Origin of the sequence: Pampinifervens navoyensis (assembly GCF_046159715.1) — a bacterium.
In the GTDB taxonomy this organism is placed as follows: Bacteria; Aquificota; Aquificia; order Aquificales; family Aquificaceae; genus Pampinifervens.
Window position 1 is genome coordinate 143,647 of record NZ_JBJXCT010000004.1, and the last position, 14,493, is coordinate 158,139.

At 45.6% G+C, this 14,493-nt stretch carries 15 protein-coding genes; 7 read left to right on the forward strand and 8 right to left on the reverse strand.

Going from position 1 to position 14,493, the window contains the following annotated elements:
* The first annotated feature begins 108 nt into the window (after positions 1-108).
* On the forward strand, positions 109-2,049 hold the full coding sequence (locus ACKRDP_RS04675) for a hydrogenase iron-sulfur subunit (protein ID WP_409153591.1): 1,941 nt from the start codon (positions 109-111) through the stop codon (positions 2,047-2,049).
* Here ACKRDP_RS04675 and ACKRDP_RS04680 read toward each other — a convergent pair.
* From ACKRDP_RS04680 to ACKRDP_RS04715, 8 genes are read right to left on the reverse strand one after another with little or no spacing between them, the layout of a single operon-like run.
* Positions 2,021-2,383, reverse strand: coding sequence for a c-type cytochrome (locus ACKRDP_RS04680; RefSeq protein WP_409153592.1), 363 nt, complete (start codon positions 2,381-2,383; stop codon positions 2,021-2,023). The two genes, ACKRDP_RS04675 and ACKRDP_RS04680, sit on opposite strands and share 29 nt — an antisense overlap.
* 10 nt (positions 2,384-2,393) lie before the next feature.
* Positions 2,394-3,161, reverse strand: coding sequence for a NosY protein (locus ACKRDP_RS04685; RefSeq protein WP_409153593.1), 768 nt, complete (start codon positions 3,159-3,161; stop codon positions 2,394-2,396).
* Positions 3,146-3,844: an ABC transporter ATP-binding protein gene (locus ACKRDP_RS04690; protein WP_409153594.1), complete on the reverse strand. Its 699-nt coding sequence runs from the start codon at positions 3,842-3,844 to the stop codon at positions 3,146-3,148. Before ACKRDP_RS04690 ends, ACKRDP_RS04685 begins: the two co-directional genes overlap by 16 nt.
* Positions 3,841-5,031 (reverse strand): nitrous oxide reductase family maturation protein NosD, encoded by a 1,191-nt coding sequence (locus ACKRDP_RS04695; RefSeq protein WP_409153595.1) that lies wholly within the window; start codon positions 5,029-5,031, stop codon positions 3,841-3,843. Before ACKRDP_RS04695 ends, ACKRDP_RS04690 begins: the two co-directional genes overlap by 4 nt.
* A 1-nt stretch (position 5,032) precedes the next feature.
* On the reverse strand, positions 5,033-5,485 hold the full coding sequence (locus tag ACKRDP_RS04700; RefSeq protein WP_409153596.1) for a nitrous oxide reductase accessory protein NosL: 453 nt from the start codon (positions 5,483-5,485) through the stop codon (positions 5,033-5,035).
* On the reverse strand, positions 5,482-6,084 hold the full coding sequence (locus ACKRDP_RS04705) for a hypothetical protein (RefSeq protein ID WP_409153597.1): 603 nt from the start codon (positions 6,082-6,084) through the stop codon (positions 5,482-5,484). Before ACKRDP_RS04705 ends, ACKRDP_RS04700 begins: the two co-directional genes overlap by 4 nt.
* Before the next feature lie 11 nt (positions 6,085-6,095).
* Entirely contained in the window at positions 6,096-8,078 is a 1,983-nt protein-coding gene (gene nosZ / locus ACKRDP_RS04710) for a Sec-dependent nitrous-oxide reductase (protein ID WP_409153598.1), read from the reverse strand.
* 23 nt (positions 8,079-8,101) lie between these two features.
* Entirely contained in the window at positions 8,102-8,569 is a 468-nt protein-coding gene (locus tag ACKRDP_RS04715; RefSeq protein WP_409153599.1) for a c-type cytochrome, read from the reverse strand.
* 158 nt (positions 8,570-8,727) lie between these two features.
* Here ACKRDP_RS04715 and ACKRDP_RS04720 point away from each other — a divergent pair, with 158 nt between their 5' ends.
* Genes ACKRDP_RS04720 through ACKRDP_RS04745 form a run of 6 tightly spaced genes read left to right on the forward strand, consistent with a single transcriptional unit; the run spans position 8,728 to position 14,493 of the window.
* Positions 8,728-9,216, forward strand: a complete 489-nt coding sequence (locus ACKRDP_RS04720; RefSeq protein ID WP_409153600.1) for a DUF2249 domain-containing protein — start codon at positions 8,728-8,730, stop codon at positions 9,214-9,216.
* A gap of 1 nt (position 9,217) precedes the next feature.
* Entirely contained in the window at positions 9,218-9,628 is a 411-nt protein-coding gene (locus tag ACKRDP_RS04725; RefSeq protein WP_409153601.1) for a hypothetical protein, read from the forward strand.
* Between the two features lie 2 nt (positions 9,629-9,630).
* On the forward strand, positions 9,631-9,879 hold the full coding sequence (locus tag ACKRDP_RS04730) for a metal-sulfur cluster assembly factor (protein WP_409153602.1): 249 nt from the start codon (positions 9,631-9,633) through the stop codon (positions 9,877-9,879).
* Positions 9,876-10,355, forward strand: coding sequence for a DUF1858 domain-containing protein (locus ACKRDP_RS04735; protein ID WP_409153603.1), 480 nt, complete (start codon positions 9,876-9,878; stop codon positions 10,353-10,355). Before ACKRDP_RS04730 ends, ACKRDP_RS04735 begins: the two co-directional genes overlap by 4 nt.
* Positions 10,352-11,485 (forward strand): hypothetical protein, encoded by a 1,134-nt coding sequence (locus ACKRDP_RS04740; RefSeq protein ID WP_409153604.1) that lies wholly within the window; start codon positions 10,352-10,354, stop codon positions 11,483-11,485. Before ACKRDP_RS04735 ends, ACKRDP_RS04740 begins: the two co-directional genes overlap by 4 nt.
* A gap of 53 nt (positions 11,486-11,538) precedes the next feature.
* Positions 11,539-14,493 (forward strand): AAA family ATPase, encoded by a 2,955-nt coding sequence (locus ACKRDP_RS04745; RefSeq protein ID WP_409153605.1) that lies wholly within the window; start codon positions 11,539-11,541, stop codon positions 14,491-14,493.

A 14,493-nucleotide genomic window follows, 5' to 3' on the forward strand; every position in this document is an offset into this window, starting at 1 on the left:
GTCAATAATTAAATTTATCATCTTTTAACTTTAAATTAAAACGCATAAGTCTTTAATAAAGGGCTTATATTATATTGTTAAGTGAGTAACTGCTTACAGGAGGTTTTCATGCAGATGGCGAGCATACAGCTATTATACGTAGGCTTTCAGAAGTTTTCCTACCTTATGAGCAGGTTCTTTTCTTCAAGGCTAAATCCTCTCTATCATCTTGGTGCTATCGCCATATTCCTTCTAATCATAGATGTCATATCAGGTGTTTATCTCTTTTTCTTTTACAGCATAGACCCTCAGACCTCCTACCAGTCTGTGGAAAGAATATCCGAAAGCTTTCTGGGAAATATAATGAGGGGACTACATAGATATTCTTCTGATGCCCTAATACTTACAACCCTCGCCCATATGGTGCATGTGATAATAACGGACAGGTTCAGGATGTTCCGATGGGTTGCGTGGGTCACAGGCGTTGCCACTCTTCTTATATTTTTGGCTATCGGAATATCGGGCTACATACTGGTCTGGGACGAGAGGGCACAGCTCACTGGGCTTCTGACTGCCAAGTTCTTCTCCTTCCTGCCAGTCTTTGGAGATGCTCTGATGAGCGCCTTCCTTGGAAGCGATATAAAGTATCTCAGCGGGCTTTTCAGAATTCTGCTCTTTGCCCATATAGCCCTTACCATACTCATAGTCTTTACCCTCTGGGTTCATGTTATGAGAAACGCCAGACCAAGACTTATACCACCAAGGTTTCTCTACATAACCATAACTGTCCTTCTCATAATGCTTTCCGTTGTTTTTCCTGCAAAGAGCGACCCACCAGCCTACATGAACAGGTTGCCTTTTGAGATGAGTGTGGACTGGTTTTACCTCTTTGGTTACCCCCTTCTTAAATACATACCCATGTCCGCCAACTGGCTTATATTTCTGGGCTTTTTCACCTTTCTCTTCGCTTTTCCATGGCTCATAAAGGGAAGAAGGAACCCACCGGCACACATAGACTTTGAAAGGTGTACTGGGTGCGAACAGTGCTACATAGACTGTCCTTACGAAGCCATAACCATGAGGGACTATGAGGGCAAGAAAAAGGCTATTTTGAACGATGTCAAGTGCGCAGGCTGTGGTATATGTGTGGGCTCATGCAGTGCCCTTGTTATAGACATACCAACCTATCCCATACATGAATACATTGAAAAAATAGAGAAAGAAAAGCCCTTTTGTGCGGTCTTTAGATGTCCATTCAGTGCAGTTCCGCCAGAAAAAGAGGGTATTGCTGTCTTTACCGTTCCCTGTGTGGGTGCCGTGAACGCATACCATGTGGAAGAAATCCTGGATATGGGTGTTGAAGGAGTTGTCATAATCTCCTGCGAGTATGAAGACTGCTATTTCAGGGAGGGAAACAAATGGCTGGAAGAAAGGTATGAAAGGAAGAGAAGACCCATACTTAAAAAGAAGGTGATGGGTGGAAGGGTGCTGATTCTTGAGGCGCCATATGTAAAGTCTGTAGAGAAGGAGATAAGGGAGTTCATGGAGTCTACAAAGGAAGGACAGGGTGTGAAGATTTTAGCCACGAACAGGATAAACTATCCTCTTGCGGTTTCTGTGCTTACCCTTCCCGTATTCCTCTTTTATCCCCTTACCACACACAGGGTTGCCTTTTACCCCACAGACATGTCTGCAGTGGTCATAAGCTTCAAATACAGGTCATCTCCTGTTAGGGAAACAAAAGGAATCGGGAGTGGATCTTTGAGGCACATGCAGGCTCAGAATGCCATTGTGAAGGAGAGGTCATCTATAAAGCTAGAGGTTTACAGGGGTAAGGAGCTAATATACTCAAGGGTCTACAATCCCAGAGGCATAAGAAAAGATGCTTCCATATTCGTTTACGAAGAGCTTTTTTTAAAAGCGGGGAATCAAAAACTGACATTGAGGCTTGAGGAGACCGCTCACAAGGAAAAAGTAAAGGAATTTGAATTCATAACCCCTGAAAAGCCGGGAGAAAGCCTTCTCATAACCTACGATGAGGCTACTGGAAGCTTTCTTTCTCTGAGGTGAGGTTGAGTATCCATCTTACCATTGCCCTTGCCTCAGCCTCTTCAAGCCTCTGAGGAGGCATGCATTCCCACCTTGCCTTCCATTTTCTGCAGGAACCTTCCTTCAGGCTTTTCAGAAGAACATCTTCCGCATCCTTCTGTCCTCTGTATCTTCTGGCTATTTCCAGAAAAGGAGGACCTACAAGAGGAACTCTTCTGTCGTGACAGTCTGTACAGCCTTTTGACCTAAAGAGCTCTTTAACTTTTGTTGCTTCAGGCTCCTTTTTCTTTACTTCTCTTTGAACTGCAGGCTCTCCACAGGAGAAAACCAATAATATCAGGAGAAAAAACCACATGGCATACCTCCTAAAAGTCTTTTTTTCTGAAGGTATAAAGACCAAGCAATAGCAGTATGAAGGTGTAAAAAAGTGAAAGAAGGGCGGGCAGAAACCAAAGTTCTCTGAGATACTTTGCAACCCATTTTCCCGCAAAACCCATAACTTCATAAAGACCTGTCTCCATGAGGGCTACGAGTCTTATAAGGTCAATGGGGTTTGCAAGTGTTAGGAAAAGAAGAACTTTCTCAACTGGGTAATCGGAGAAAATAAGAATAAGGTAAAGTATTATGCCATCATAAAGGGTGGAGGAAAAAAGCCAAAGGAGGAGCACAAGTCCAAGTCCTTTGAGTTTATCTTCTATAAGGATAGCGATCAGCAGTCCAGATAGCACAAAGAGGGGTATAAGCAAAAGATTAAAGGTTATGGTTTTTATGTAGAGGGGCACAATTCCAAAGTGATAGTAGAAGGGCAGAAATGAGCCAAGAGAGAAGCCTATTGCAATCGCTATACTAAGGCTTACCGCGAGGGAGACAAATAAGGAGCTTCTTTTTACGGGTTGTGTAAGCACAAATTCTATAAAGTTTTTGTTGTTATAAAGGTAGTTAGTAGATAGAAGCAGGGAAAAAAGGGTAAGGGTGATGAGAGAAAGGTTGTTGTGGCTTATTAGTGCCTTTTTAAAGTCTCTTCCCAGCTCAAGCAGAACATAGGTCACGAGTAAGTAAAAGAGGAATAGGCCTACAATCCATTTACTCTTGAAAAGGTCATAAAGCTCATACTTTATCAACTTAGCAAACAAAGCACGGCCTCCTCAACTCTATCTTTTCCAGTGGAGCTTTTCAATTCTTCAAGACTGCCCTGAAAGATTATTTTGCCCTCCGTGATGAAAACTACATGGTCTGCGAGCTCTTCAACCTCTGACATTATGTGGGATATGTAAAGTATGGTTTTACCCTTTTGCTTTTCCTCAAGTATGAATTTTTTTAGCCTGAAGGCGGTTATGGGATCAAGCCCCACAAGAGGTTCATCCAGAACGAGTATGGGTGGGTCAAAGGCTAAAGCTACGAGAGCACCAACCTTCTGCTTTGTGCCTCCGGAGAGGTTTACAAACCTTTTGTTCATTTCCCCCTCTAGCCTTAGAAGCTGAAGCATTTCTTCAAGCCTTTTTGCCTTTTCTTCTCTCAGGTCCTCCACCATAGCCACAATCTCCTTTGGTGTGAGGTTTTCTGGAAATTCTGGAACTTGTGGCATGTAGCCTATCAGCCTTTTATAAAAGCCATCGCTCCCTACCTCTTTACCATCAAAGGTGATTCTTCCCCTCTCAGGTATGACCAGTCCAAGTATGGTTTTTACAAGGGTAGTTTTTCCTGAACCGTTTGGTCCAAGCAGGGCGGTTGTCTTGCCAGCCTCAAATTCAAGGTTCAAGTTGTCAAAGAAAACCCTTTTTCCAAAGGACTTATATATACCCTCAAGTTTTATCACGGCTTCACCATGAGGGGTTTTTTATCTACAAGTGCCTCTGGATTAAGCAAAGGTATGAGCTTTTCCATAGCATCCAGAAGACGCGCAAGAAAGCTCTCATACAGTATGAGGGTCAGGGGATACTTTTCAAAAAGAAAGGCTATGAAGGATACAGGTCTGTAAGGCAGGTCGCCATATCCATCCCTGTCCAAGTCATAGCCTTCATACCTGTCGTAGTAATTACCCTCAAAGGTATTCCTGAAGTAGGAAAGGGTGTTGGTGGATACATCAAAGGCGTTGCCTATGAACGAGTTTCTTCTAAATAGGTTATCCTCACTGTTGGCGTATATCCTGACTGCCCATCCGTTGTTTTCAAAAAGGTTTTCCTCAAAGGTGGTTCTGTTACAACCTTCAAGGTAGGCACCGTGTGTGTTGTTCATAAACTTGTTTTTGTAGAGCTTACTGTCAGTTATGTCCTTCAGCAGAAGCCCGTAATTCGCAAGACCCTCATTCCTTTCAAATATATTCCCCTCCATACCTATGTTTCTTGAATACATGACCGCAACACCAGCACCATTTTTGTAAAAGTGGTTATTCCTGTAAACATCATCGTTGGAAAACATAAAGTGAAGACCATACCTCAGGTTATACTCACTTCTATTACCCTCTATAAGGCTATCCTTAACAAACTCAAAGTATATGCCGTCTCTATGGCCCTTTATAAAGTTTTTTCTTATTATCAATCCTTCCGAGCTCCATGCATGTATGCCATTGCCCGAAGACCCCTCCGTCTTTGCAAAGCCCACTATGTTATTACCTTCCACGAGACAGCCCGAGACCCTTTCAAGGTAAAGGGCAAAGAAGTTATTTAAAAATCTGTTGTTTTTTATAACACAATTCCTTGAATTTATAACCTTCAGCCCAGCTATATCCTCGCTGTAGGACATGCCCGAGTTTTTTATTACAAACCCCTCCACCCTTACATCGTCCGCCCTTATGGTCAACACCTGATGTTTTCCCTCACCGTCAAGGACGGGTTCCCTTTCACCGATAAGTTCAACCCTTCTGTCAACCGTTACGGGTCCCTTGTATGTTCCAGACTTTACAACTATCCTGTCCCAATCCCTTGCACTATTTATGGCACTTTGAAGGTCCTTAAACTCACACTCAGAACATACAACTATCACAGAAAAGACAAAGCCTAGCATCTCAGTGAGAAAATTTATACTCCCTTCTTATGAACTCTCTAAGAGGAGACCACCTCAGTATCTCTCCTTGTTTTCCTTCAAGCATCTTCCTAGCTTCCTCCTCGCTCCTGTAAGCTGAAAGGTTCATACCCATTGGGCTTCTTATGTCCGGGCTTCTTACATAAACAGCCTCTTCTGCGGGGATAAACTCCTTTGGGTTCAGAAAGTTCACCACATAGGCCTTCTTTATATCTTCTTCGTTTTCGTTGAAGTAGCCCACCATGCACTCTATGGCGTCAAACTTGTAAACCTTACCCTTCTTGGTTATCACTTCCGCTGCAAACCTCTCGTCTGCAATGACCATCTTACAGTATTCGCATACATCTTCACCGAGTTTTATGGGTTCTGGCTTATCCGATTTACAGGAAAAAAGAAAAAGGAGCAGGAGGAAAGCCCATAGCACCCGGAGTATCATGCCGGTTTTACCTCCATTCTCAAGCCTCCTGAAAGCCTTATATCCAGAATTATGGCAACAAAGCCAAGGGCTAAGGAAAGCCCCATTATGTATCCGCCCATGTCTGGATAGGAGCTTGCAAGCATGTTAAGAAGCTGCTTTGTTCCTATAAGGGGTGGCTGGTAGGCAAGGCCGGGTATCTTTATGGGAGCGTTTGGGTCAAGGTTGTGCCCATACTCATAGCCCCATCTGTAGAAGTCTGCAAGACCAGCTATGCCGAGAAGAGTAAAGGTTATTACCCAGGCATAGAGTAGGACACGCTTTCCAAGCAGGGATGACAGAAGGCCGAAGGCTATAAGGAAGCCGACTATGAAGGGCATTATCTTCAGCTCCGGTATAGCCTCCGGCTCTATAGGTTTCATGCCGATGTAGTGGTTGAGGAGGTTTATGTTATACAGGTCAAACTCCGTTCCACCGGTTATCTTATTTACCCATATGAACATCCTCAGCCCCTCTGGATACTGGGGGGCTATAAGTTCTATCTTCCAGAGTGGGAAGAAGTAAGTCAAGATAAGTAAAAGAGAGGCGAGGGCAAGAAGCCCTCTTGAAAGTATGTTCATAGCTCACCTCCTCACTTCTGTGCAGTGGGTGGAGTGCCAGTGTAGTATTTGAGAGGCACATTAGAGCCTGCTGGAGAAACCCTTATATAGCCCTGCATCTCTTGATGAAGTGCGGAGCAGAAGTCAGTGCAGTAGAAGGGATAAACACCGGGAGCCTTAGGTTTCCATACAAGGGTCTTTGTCTGACCGGGCATGACAAGAATTTCTGCATCCTCTGAACCCTTAACCGCAAAACCATGAGGTATGTCCCAGTCCTGTTCAAGATTGGTAAGATGGAAGTAGACTGTGTCCCCTACCCTTACGCCCTCAATGTTGTCAGGGACGAAGTGAGACCTAATCATGGTCATGTATACATGGACTTCGTTGCCCTTTCTTTCAACCCTTGCATCTTTCTCCGCCTTTACCGCATAGGGGTGCTCGTTCTCAGCAAGGGGGTAAATCTTCTTAACTTTGTCCTTTATCTTGTCTGCAGGTATGGCCTGCGCATAGTGAGGTTCACCTATGGTAAAGAATTCATGGATAAGCTGCATCTTTTCCCCACTTATATCGTAGAGCTGAGCGGACTGAAGGAGCTCTGGACCTACAGGGAGTTGCCTGTCTTTGGTTATCTTGTTCATCGCTATGAGATACTTACCATAGGGCTTTTTGGTATCTCCGCCAGGTATAAGCAGGTGTCCCACAGAATAGTAAGTGGGGACCCTATCAACCACCTTACATCCCTTGTAGTCAAACTTTACCACTTCAGAGGAGACAAAGCATGAGGTATATCCAAACCCCTTACCATCAAACTCTGTATGCAGTGGTCCAAGGCAGGGCTTTTCAAGCTCGCAGTGAAGGACTGCATCGTATTTAAGAACTGGAATGCCATCTATTTCTTTTTCAAAAGCCTTCTGTTCTATAGCCTTGAGCATCTTTGAGAAGGAATGAATGGGTATGACCGTTGCCAGTTTCCCACCGCCCACTATGTATTCACCATCGTCGGAGACATCAACGCCGTGTGGAGATTTGGGAGTTGGCAGGAAGTAGGCAACACCGGGGCATTCTTTTGGGTCCAGCACCTTGACAGATTTCTTAACCTCTGATACCGCCATGTGCTTTTTCTCATCGTAGTAGTTGTGATAGTAGGTGGCTGGCATTTCCTTAGCCTTGCCCTGAGCCACGCATTCCTCCGCTCTTTTCCAGTTCACGGCAGCTATAAAGTCTTTGTCGTTCTTTGATGCGTTTACTTCAAGGAGGGTGTGGGCCTGCTCTGTGTTGTAGGAGGTGAAGAAGCACCAGCCATGAGAGGGACCCCTGCCACACCTTGCGAGGTCATAGTTAAAACCTGGCATGAGTATCTGAAAGGCAACATCCATTTTTCCGGGTTCGTTCGCCTTTATGAAGCTAATAACACCTTTGAAATTTTCCTTGTAAGACTCTATGGGAACGTCCCTCTGCGGCACTGGCACAGAAAACCTTGAACCTGATACCACGTATTCTGTGTTCTCTGTTCCGTAAGGAGATGGGTGGTTTCCAGCTACATTTGGTATTTCAATTATCTCAGTAGTTTCAAAGGTGGTGAGGTCAATCCTTGCTATCCTCGGAGTGTTGTTGGCGTTAATGAAGAGCCACCTTCCGTCGTGCTCTCCGTTAGTCTGGGAAAGCCATGGGTGGTGAGTATCATCCCAGGGTAAAAATCCATGCGATGTCATGAGCATGGGTCTGGTTTCTGGTGTAAAGCCATAGCCCGTTTCAGGGTCAACAGAGAAAACCTTTATGACCTTCAGTATCCTGCCTGAAGGTGCACCGTAGACGGTTACTTGACCGTTGAAGCCTCCGGAGAAGAAAACATAGAACTCGTCCTGTTTACCCGGTGGCACATAGACCTTTGATGCCGCATCTACGCCTACAGCGCTTGTTTTTACCGCCTCTTTCTTTGGCGGGCAGCCTGTCAGCAAGGCACCCACTACGAGGGCTGATAGCCCTCCAACCATCAACTTCTTCTTGCCCAGCATGGCAACACCTCCTTTATAAGGTTTTACTTTTCATCAACGCTCCTCAGATACTCAAGTATTGCCCTTGCGTCTTCCTTTGAAACATCCTGAAAGGGCATCTGTATGGGATACTCAGCAAGGTGTCCCCTTGCCACGGGGTCCTTCTGGACCATCTCCGCAGGGTTTAGTATCATGTTCATTATCCACTCGGGCTTTCTTCTCTTTGTTACACCCTTAAGCGGGGGTCCCACATATTTCTCCTCAAGTTTGTGACAGGAGGCACATTTGGAATCAAAGATTTCTTTACCTTTCTTTACCAGAGTCTGGTCTATGGGTCCAAGCTGAACTTCTGTTACTGGTCCTATGCCCTTATCGCTTACCGCCTCTTCCTTCTTTTCAACTACAGCTGGCTGTTCTACTGGCTTAGTAGGTTCCTGAGCCTTTTCGGGAGGTTTTGGCTGGCAGGAAAAGATGAAGGTTGCAATGGGTAGTGCCAGAAGCGCCCTTTTCATAATACACCTCCAGTTTGATTTAAATCACAGATATTAATATAGAATATAAGGAGTTGTTTGTCAAGATATTAGAAAAACTTATAAGTATTAAAATATGATTGTAATCATTTACATACTTATTTCATGGATTAACTTATCTTTCCACAGGAGGCAATCCCATGCATGGTGTAATAACTTTGGATGTTGGTGCGGGCACAGACGAAGTGAAGGTAAGAATGCTGGAAGGTCTCATGCCTTCAGCCTGTGCTTATGTCAGGGTATACATCCTTTCAGAGGGCTCGGGCAGGTTCATACTCGGTCAAAGGTTTGGAAAGGCTGAGGCGCCATACTATTTTCTGGTGGATACGGCTGAGCTTTTTGGTTTCATGCCGGAAAGTGAATCACTTCTTTACGAAGTAGCCCTTGGAAGCCAGAACTTTCTGGAAAAGGAGACCATAGACCTCAGGCCCATTGAACACGGTTTAAGACATCCTCTTGTTATGAAGAAGTTTTCTGAGTTGACGGAAAGAGAGGCCTTTTTAATCATTAACGACCACGACCCTCTGCCCCTGTACTTTCAGATGGCTATTACCTTTCCCAAGAGGGTTGGATGGGAGTATGTAGAACACGAAAAAGACTTCTGGAAAATAAGGATTGGGAGGTTGTAAGATGAAAAAGTTTGCCCTGCTTTTAACTCTGAGCCTCGCCCTCGGCTTTTCACATGAGTTGGAGAGCGAGCTTACCCTCAAGCAGGTGATGCAACTGGTGAATCAGTCCACACTCAAAATGCTTCAGGGTTTTCTCCTAAATAACGATGCCATGGTCCTTGAGGGTGCAAAGGAAATAGCTGAGCACCCTGTTCCTAAAGGAGGACCTCTCAGATACATAGACCCATCAATGAGGGAGGATTTTTCAAGGATGATGCCCGCCTTTGAAAGGCAGGTTCATGGAGGTGCGGAGGAGGTTATAAGGTTTATAAAGGAGGGCAAAAGGGATGAAGCCTTCAGGACATACACGAACATGCTTCAGGGTTGTATGGCATGTCATGAGCTTTTTAGAGATAGAATAAAGGGAAGATAGCCATGAAGGAGGTGTTTGAAACCCTGAGAGAAGTCATAGACCCTCACACGGGTCTTGACATTGTAAGTATGAACATTGTAAGGGAGATAAGCCAGATAGGGGAAAATAGATTAAAGGTTGTGATAAAGCCTACAAGTCCCTTTTGTCCCGTAGGAGGCTACCTTCTTCAGGCGGTTAAGGAGAAAGTTGAAGCCCTTGGATACTCTGTGGATGTGGAGCTTGAGGGATACCTCTTTGGGGGTGAGCCATGAAGAGGCTTGATGTGAGAAACCTTGAACCTCCTCAGCCTATGGTAAAAGTAGCCCAGGCCCTCGGGGAGCTGGAGGAGGGAGAAGTGCTTGAAGTGCTTGGTTCAAGACCCTTTACCCATCTTTTGCCAAGGCTTGAGGAGCTGGGATATACTTACGAACTGAAGGAAACGGAGGAAGGATACCTTTTAAAGATATGGAAAAAGTCCTCCCAGCCCCTGAAGGTTGAGGAGTCTGAATGTGCAAGGGAGATTGAGTTTGAGATAAACGAAGAAACCAATGTGGGAGAGCTTCTGAAAAAAGTTCCTGAAGCCCTTGATGTTCTCATAAAATACGGCTTCACACCTCTCAAAAACCCCATACTCAGAAAAATACTTCCCCATACGGTGAACCTTGGGCAGGCTAAGAAGATAAGGAGAATGTCCGACGAAAAATTCCAGGAGCTTCTCAAAGAGCTGAGAAGGCTCGTGGGCAAATGATAAGACCTGCCTCCTTTGTAAAGCTTACCTCTATTTACATACTCCTGTGTCTTTTTCTCATTGACCTTTCTCTAATCTTGAAACTCTTTGGCATGCCTTACAGGGACCTTCTCATCTTCATAGCCTTTCCGTCCCTTATAATGGGGACGCTTTTTCAGATGTATCCAACCCTTCAGGGTATAAGGATAAGATGGGAGTGGCTTACATACCTGTATCTCCTGCTCACCTTTATAAACCTTTTCTTTCTGCTCTGGAAATCCCATATATCATGGATTCTTTTTATGCCTTTTGGCTTTCTCGGCCTTTTCTTCCTTATCTTAAACACAAAGAACCTCAAAGACCCGGTTGTTATCTTTTTCTTCCTTGGAGGTTTATACTTTGCCCTTTCGGGCATCTTCATGTTCATGAAGCTCAGCCCCGGCCTCATAAAGCATACTCTAACCACAGGTCTTTTCATGAATGTGATAATTGGGGCTTACTATGTTTTTGTTCCCATGCTTCAGATTGAAGAAATAAAGCACAGAAAAGCAATATGGTGGATCCTTATCCTATACAATCTTCCCCTACCTGTCTTCCTCTACGGCTGGTATAGAAGTAACTTTGCGCTCATTGCCTATTCTGGTCTTTTAATGCTTCTTTCTTTACTGCTCCTTACTCTTGTCCTGTACATGAGCCTTCTGCAAAGAAGAAGCCCCCTGAAAGGGCTTGACATATCAGTGCAATACCTCACACTTGGGCTTTTTATGTTGGTCTTCTTCATGGCTGTGGGAATAGCATCCGCTGGAAGTGGAAATTACGGTCTTATGGGCTGGCACTGGGATGGTATGCTCTACGGCTTTCTAACCTTCATAACTGTGGGTGCTTCCTACCATATAGTCCCCTTCCTCCTCTGGTGGAGGCTCTACGCTCCAAAGATGGGAAGGCAGAGTATACCCACCCTAAAGGAACTACTTAGTCAGGAAATTCCTCAGAGGTTTCTCTTTGCTGGCATCCCCTCCCTTACCTTTGCCCTCATCACAGAGGCCTTTAACCCATCCCTTTCAAAGCCCTTTTACTTTGCCTTTTTTCTTGTAAACTGCTACTACACCCTTAAGCTTCTTCCCCTTGCTTACCGCTCACTCACAACTTGACAAAACCTCACTAAAGCATATTATAAAAACCATTATTAAACCTGGAGGTTAACATGTTTAGCGAAAACCTGCTCTCTGGGAGGTCTCTTGAATACATTAGCAGGGCAAAAGAGCTGGCAAAGAAGAGGGGAGACAGCAAGGTGGATACGGACCACCTCCTTCTTGCCCTACTCATGGACGAAAAGTCCGCTCTGGGAAAATATCTTGAAAAGAGAGGTATAGAGGCAAAAGGTCTCTATAAAAAGGTTTCTGAATACCTTGAAAAGCTCTACGCTCAGATAGGCAGAGCGGCTGAGCAGGAAGCCAAGCATCTTATTGACCTCAGAAGTAAAATTATGCAGGTAAAATCCGACATAGGTCATGTGCAGATGGAGCTGGAAAAGGTCAGGAAGGCAAAAGAAAGCATAAGTCAGGAGCTTCAGAGGGTAAGAAGATACGGAGACTACTGGAGCCTTCAGGAGCTTCAGGTGGAGCTCACAAGGCTTGAAAGGCTTGAAAGCCAGTATAGAAGCCAGCTGGAAGGTGTGGAGAGGAGCCTCTCTGCGGTGTTCAGACCAGAGGACGTAAGAGCCTTTCTTGAAAACAGGCTCAGCATTGACGGTCTTATAAGGAAAGCCCTTGAGACGTCAAGTCTTGTGGAACAGGTGAAGGAACTGGGTCTTTCACCTGAGAGGGTAACAGATGCAGTGGGTAAGATTGTCTTTGGTAGAGAGCCTGTCTTTGACTACTCTCAGAACCTTGTAAAGGTTCTTGAAAGGGCTCAGGACAGGGCAGTCTCTGAGGGGCTCTCTCAGGTGGAGCCCTATCACATAGTTGCCAGCCTGCTTGAAGCAAAGGACACCATAGCTGGTAAGATTTTAGAAGATATATCAGGAGGTGAAAAGATGAAGGATGTGGCACAGGAACTCAGAGAAGAAGAAAAGTCTGCCCTTGAGAGGTTCGGGGTAGACCTCACTCAGCTTGCGAGGGAGGGCAAACTTGACCCAGTAATAGGAAGAGAGAAGGAGATAAATCAGGTCATTGAAGTTCTCCTGAGAAGAACAAAGAACAATCCCGTTCTTGTGGGTGACCCGGGTGTGGGTAAGACTGCAATAGTGGAGGGACTTGCTCAGAGGATAGTGAACAAGGAGGTTCCCATAGAGCTTCAGGATAAGGCTGTTATCTCCGTTGATATGGGTTCTATCATAGCAGGTTCTAAATACAGAGGAGAGTTTGAGGAGAGGTTTAAAGGACTTCTGGATGAGGTAAAGCAAAAGGGAAATGTAATACTCTTCATAGATGAGATACACACGGTGGTGGGTGCAGGAAGGGCGGAGGGTGCAGTGGACGCAGGAAACATGCTAAAGCCACCCCTTGCAAGAGGCGAAATAAGGGTAATCGGAGCCACAACGGTAGACGAATACAGAAAGCACATAGAAAAGGACCCAGCCCTTGAAAGGAGGTTCCAGCCCATATATGTAGACGAGCCCACTGAAGAGGAAACTGTAGAAATACTGAAGGGCCTAAGACCCAAGCTGGAAAAGCACCACAAGGTAAAAATTTCTGACGAGGCTATAGAGGCTGCGGTAAAGCTCACAAGGAGGTATGTAACCTTCAGAAAGCTCCCTGACAAGGCAATAGACGCCCTTGACCAGGCTTCTGCGCGCAAAAAGCTCATGGCGGTAGCCCTTCCTCCTGAGGTTCAGGAGATAGACAGAAAACTCAGGAGCCTTGAGGAAGAGATTCAGAAGGCATATCTGGAGGGCAACTATGAGAAAGAAGCCCAGCTGAAGATTAAGAAGGTTCAGCTTGAAAAGGAAAAGCAGGCAATAGTCTCAAAACTTGGTGGTGTGGATGCCAGGATTTCTGAGATAAAGAGGCGTATGGAAGAGCTTGACCAGGAAATCCTCAAGGCGTCCGAAAGGGGGGACTACGAAAGAGAAGCAAACCTCAAAATAGAAAAGGTGAAACTTGAAAAAGAACTCAAAGAACTCGAGAGCAAGAAGGCAGAGGAGCTTCTGGTTACATGGGACGATGTGGCACAGGTTGTCTCCGAGTGGACGGGAATACCCGTCACAAAGCTGAGGGAAGAAGAGATGGAGAGACTTCTCAGACTTGAGGAAGAGCTTCACAAGAGGGTCATAGACCAGGAGCATGCGGTGGTGGCGGTCTCCGAAGCCATAAGGAGGGCAAGGGCAGGTCTGAAAGACCCCAAGAGACCCATAGCCAGCTTTCTGTTTCTGGGACCCACCGGCGTTGGAAAGACCGAGCTTTCAAAGGCGCTTGCGGAACTCCTCTTTGGAGATGAAGATGCCCTCATAAGGCTTGATATGTCTGAGTTCAAAGAAGAGCACAGCGTGGCAAAGCTCATAGGTGCACCCCCGGGCTATGTGGGTTACGAGGAGGGTGGAAAACTGACCGAAGCGGTGCGTAGAAAGCCCTACTCTGTCATACTTCTTGATGAGGTGGAAAAGGCCCACCCAAGGGTCTTTGACCTTTTCCTTCAGGTGCTGGACGATGGAAGGTTAACAGACTCTCACGGAAGGACCGTAGACTTCAGGAACACGGTCATAATCATGACCTCCAACATAGGCTCTCAGTATCTTCTTAGCATATCTGTGGACGGAGACGAAGAGAAGGTGCAGAGGGAGTTTGAAAGAGCAAAGGAGAGGGTTCTTGAAGAGCTTCGCTACCACTTCAGGCCAGAATTCCTTAACAGGGTGGACGAGATAATAGTTTTCAAGCCACTTACCATGAAAGAACTCTTCCAGATTATAGACCTGCTGGTGGCTGGTGTGAACAAGAGGCTGGCGGAGAGGAACATAAGCATTGAGCTCACAAAGGGCGCCAAGGAACACCTTGTAAAGCTGGGCTACGACCCTGCTTACGGTGCAAGACCCCTCAAAAGAACCCTGCAGAAGCACCTTGAAACCCCGCTGGCAAACCTCATAATAAAGGGTGAAATAAAGGACGGGCAGAAGGTGGTGGTGGATGTGGAAGATGGGCAGCTGAGCTTCAGTGGCACGTGA